Consider the following 240-nt stretch of genomic DNA (forward strand, 5'->3'; position numbering starts at 1 on the left):
TTGTATATTGATCAGCTTTTCTGATTTGATCAGCGGATAGTATTTTCATTTTTTCGGCTTTTGGCCAAAAGATAGCAATTGTCTGTGAATATCGCGAACCTGTTCGATCAATGACGAATTTCCGTCATTTAAAATCTCAAAATCGCAATATGCGCGTTTTTCATCATCAGTCATCTGGTTACTCATGCGCTTTTCTACCTCATCAGGAGATGCGTTGTCACGCTCTACTACTCGCTTTAT

The 240-nt window shown here is 38.8% G+C and carries 1 protein-coding gene; it reads right to left on the reverse strand.

What is annotated here, in order from left to right; genetic code table 11:
• Nucleotides 1–45: 45 nt before the first annotated feature.
• Nucleotides 46–240: dephospho-CoA kinase (locus R0J87_RS24220; protein WP_498889596.1), on the reverse strand; the 195-nt coding region annotated here is incomplete at its 5' end.

This window comes from Halomonas sp. SIMBA_159, from assembly GCF_046536035.1.
In the GTDB taxonomy this organism is placed as follows: Bacteria; Pseudomonadota; Gammaproteobacteria; order Pseudomonadales; family Halomonadaceae; genus Vreelandella; species Vreelandella venusta_A.